This is a genomic window from Candidatus Woesearchaeota archaeon, assembly GCA_020854775.1.
GTDB lineage: Archaea > Nanobdellota > Nanobdellia > Woesearchaeales > 21-14-0-10-32-9 > 21-14-0-10-32-9.
Genome location: JAHKLZ010000047.1, coordinates 1 through 2,595 on the forward strand (window position 1 = coordinate 1; position 2,595 = coordinate 2,595).

2 protein-coding genes are annotated in these 2,595 nt (G+C 40.1%); both read right to left on the reverse strand.

Annotation, left to right across the window (positions count from 1 at the left end; all coding sequences use genetic code 11):
• A partial coding sequence (locus KO361_05945; protein ID MCC7575105.1) for a hypothetical protein occupies positions 1-438 on the reverse strand: 438 nt, incomplete at its 3' end.
• Positions 439-617: 179 nt separating this feature from the next.
• Complete coding sequence (ltrA, locus tag KO361_05950; protein ID MCC7575106.1) at positions 618-2,036, reverse strand: group II intron reverse transcriptase/maturase; 1,419 nt, start codon at positions 2,034-2,036, stop codon at positions 618-620.
• Positions 2,037-2,595 lie beyond the last annotated feature (559 nt).

The following is a 2,595-nucleotide window of genomic DNA, read 5'->3' on the forward strand; positions in this document are numbered from 1 at the left end:
ATAATTATAATTCCCATAATTATCTGATGGTGCAACGGTATTGACAGAAGCATCTTTTCCCTGTTGCGGCCCCGGTTGTATGGTGATAGTGTACTCTACCATTACTGGGTTGACAGTAATAGTTACTGTGGCAGTATTGGTGCCCGCAGTGTTGGTGGCAGTCAGGGTATAGGTAGTGGTTTCGGTTGGGGTTACAGAGGTAGAACCGCTTAAAGAGACATTTCCAATACCCGGGTTGATGGTGACAGTGGTAGCATCGGTGACCACCCAGCTTAAGATGGCAGAATCACCTTCATTGAGAATATAGACATCTGCAGTAAAGGAATGGATGACTGGCTCTGCGGGTGTAATTCCGTTACAGGCAGATAAGAAAACAAAGAATAGTATGATAAAAAAGAATTTGAAATAATAGCCATGTTTTTTGATTATTTTTTTCATCTGAAATAGACCTCCTTTTTTTCAGATTCGAAATCTATTGAAGTGAGTCCACCACCTCCTTAATAGGTACATTGATAGTTGAGAATTATTAAAACTTTAGCATCGGGTAGGAGGGAAAATTAAATAATTCCCCCGGCCTCCCACAGCACCGTACATACGGTTCCGTATACGGCGCTTCTCTAGTTTTCACATGCTTTCAGATATTGCTCCGTGAATGTGATATACCCCCATTTGCGGAGTTTATTATCATTAAGTGCAAAATTAACGATACAGTAGCTACTACAGTACCAGTTACCATTTCGCATATTGGCACAAATCCATGCCTTTTCTTTTTCTACACCTAATTTTTTAAGGTTATGAAATTTCGTTTTGACCTTTTTCCATTGTTTCCAATAGATTGTCCTCAATTTATGGCGATACCATTGGTCGATCTTCTTTAACGATGCCTTTATATCAGCAAGTGCAAAATAGTTCACCCATCCTCGTATGAATTGGGTCAGTTTTAGTACTCGGTATTTATTTCCCCAACCATTGCTTCTTGAGGTCAGTTCTCTTATTCGGTTTCTCATCTTAGTTATAGATTTTGGGTGTACTCGGAGTCTGCATTTACCTTTAAATCTGTAAAACGCATACCCTAGGTATTTCACTTTACTGATATGTGCCACTTGTGTTTTAGCTCGGTTTACCTTTAGAAATAGTTTTCCCTCAATATAGGGCACGATGTTTGCTAAGGTTCTTTTTGTACTCTTTTTACTTTTGCAAAAAATCATACCATCATCCGCATAACGCACATACCTGTGCTTTCTGCGTGTCAGTTCCTTATCCAACTCATTTAGCATTATGTTACTAAGAAGTGGACTTAGTGGTCCTCCTTGTGGCACGCCGACTTTGGTTTTCTCAAACAGTCCATTTTGCACAACTCCTGCATTTAGGTATTTATGTATTAGCGAGATTACTCTTCTGTCTTTAATGGTTCGCGATAATATTTCAATGAGTTTGCTCTGACATACTGTGTCAAAGAATTTCTCTAAATCCATATCTACCACATATACGTATCCATCATTTACATGACGCTGACATTGTTTCAATGCGTCGTGTGCACCTGTCTTTGGACGAAAGCCAAAACTATAATCAGAAAACTGTTGTTCAAATATCGGTGACAATACCTGTGTGATTGCCTGTTGGATTACTCTGTCAACCACTGTTGGTATTCCAAGTTTTCTAATCTTGCCTTTTTCTTCTTTGGGTATCTCTACCCTTCTTACTGGATTTGGATGGTATTTCCCATTTGTTATCTGTTGAATCAGTTGCTTTTGGTTATCTCTAAGGAATGTCAGAAGTTCATCTACATTCATCCCATCAACACCGCCGGCCCCTTTATTGGATTTCACTTTCTTGTACGCATTGTTAAGATTGTTTCTATCTAATATTTTTTCCAACAGATTATCCGTCTGAAAGTTTGTGATGGTGAGGTTGTTTTCAGATATCCTCTGATGGGCATACACTTCTGCATACTCTTTCTGTTCTGCAGATACCATTTGCAGATAGTCTTCAATATGAAGTTGTCTGTATTTCAATCCATCATTAGTATCATTCATTTACTCTCATCTCCTAAAGTTCAGTCCTTCCCACAAAATTTGCAACTGTGGTACTATGACCTCTGCTGACTTCTCACGATAAATCTTGTTTCAACCGCGGTTCGAATATTTTATCTTCCCACGTCCGTGAGACCTCCCCAGGTAAGAACGCAATCTTTCTCTCCATCTATCTGCCACATTTACCACAGTTAATTCCGAGTAGTTACTGGACTTTGACTTGTATTGCAGCCTTATCCTTAACTGTAGCCTGATGTGATTTCTGTTCGTCAGACCGGAGATTTGCCTACATCTTCCTTCAGATTCCATCTCGCGATGGACACCCTTGATGTTTAGCTATGTCCTTCCCACTACCAGGGTAGACTAGGGACTCTCACCCATAAGATTGCACCCATGCTGGGCGCACAACAAAAAAGACAGAGTAAGATAAGGTATCCTACTCTGTCTTTTTGACCTGAAAGATTCTTCCGGAGGGATTAGGAGAAACACTTTTTCAGCAAAACCCTGCTTGACCTTCCTAAGGCCTGGGGAATTGCCTCTTCGGTGCTTTTCTAGCCAAAAG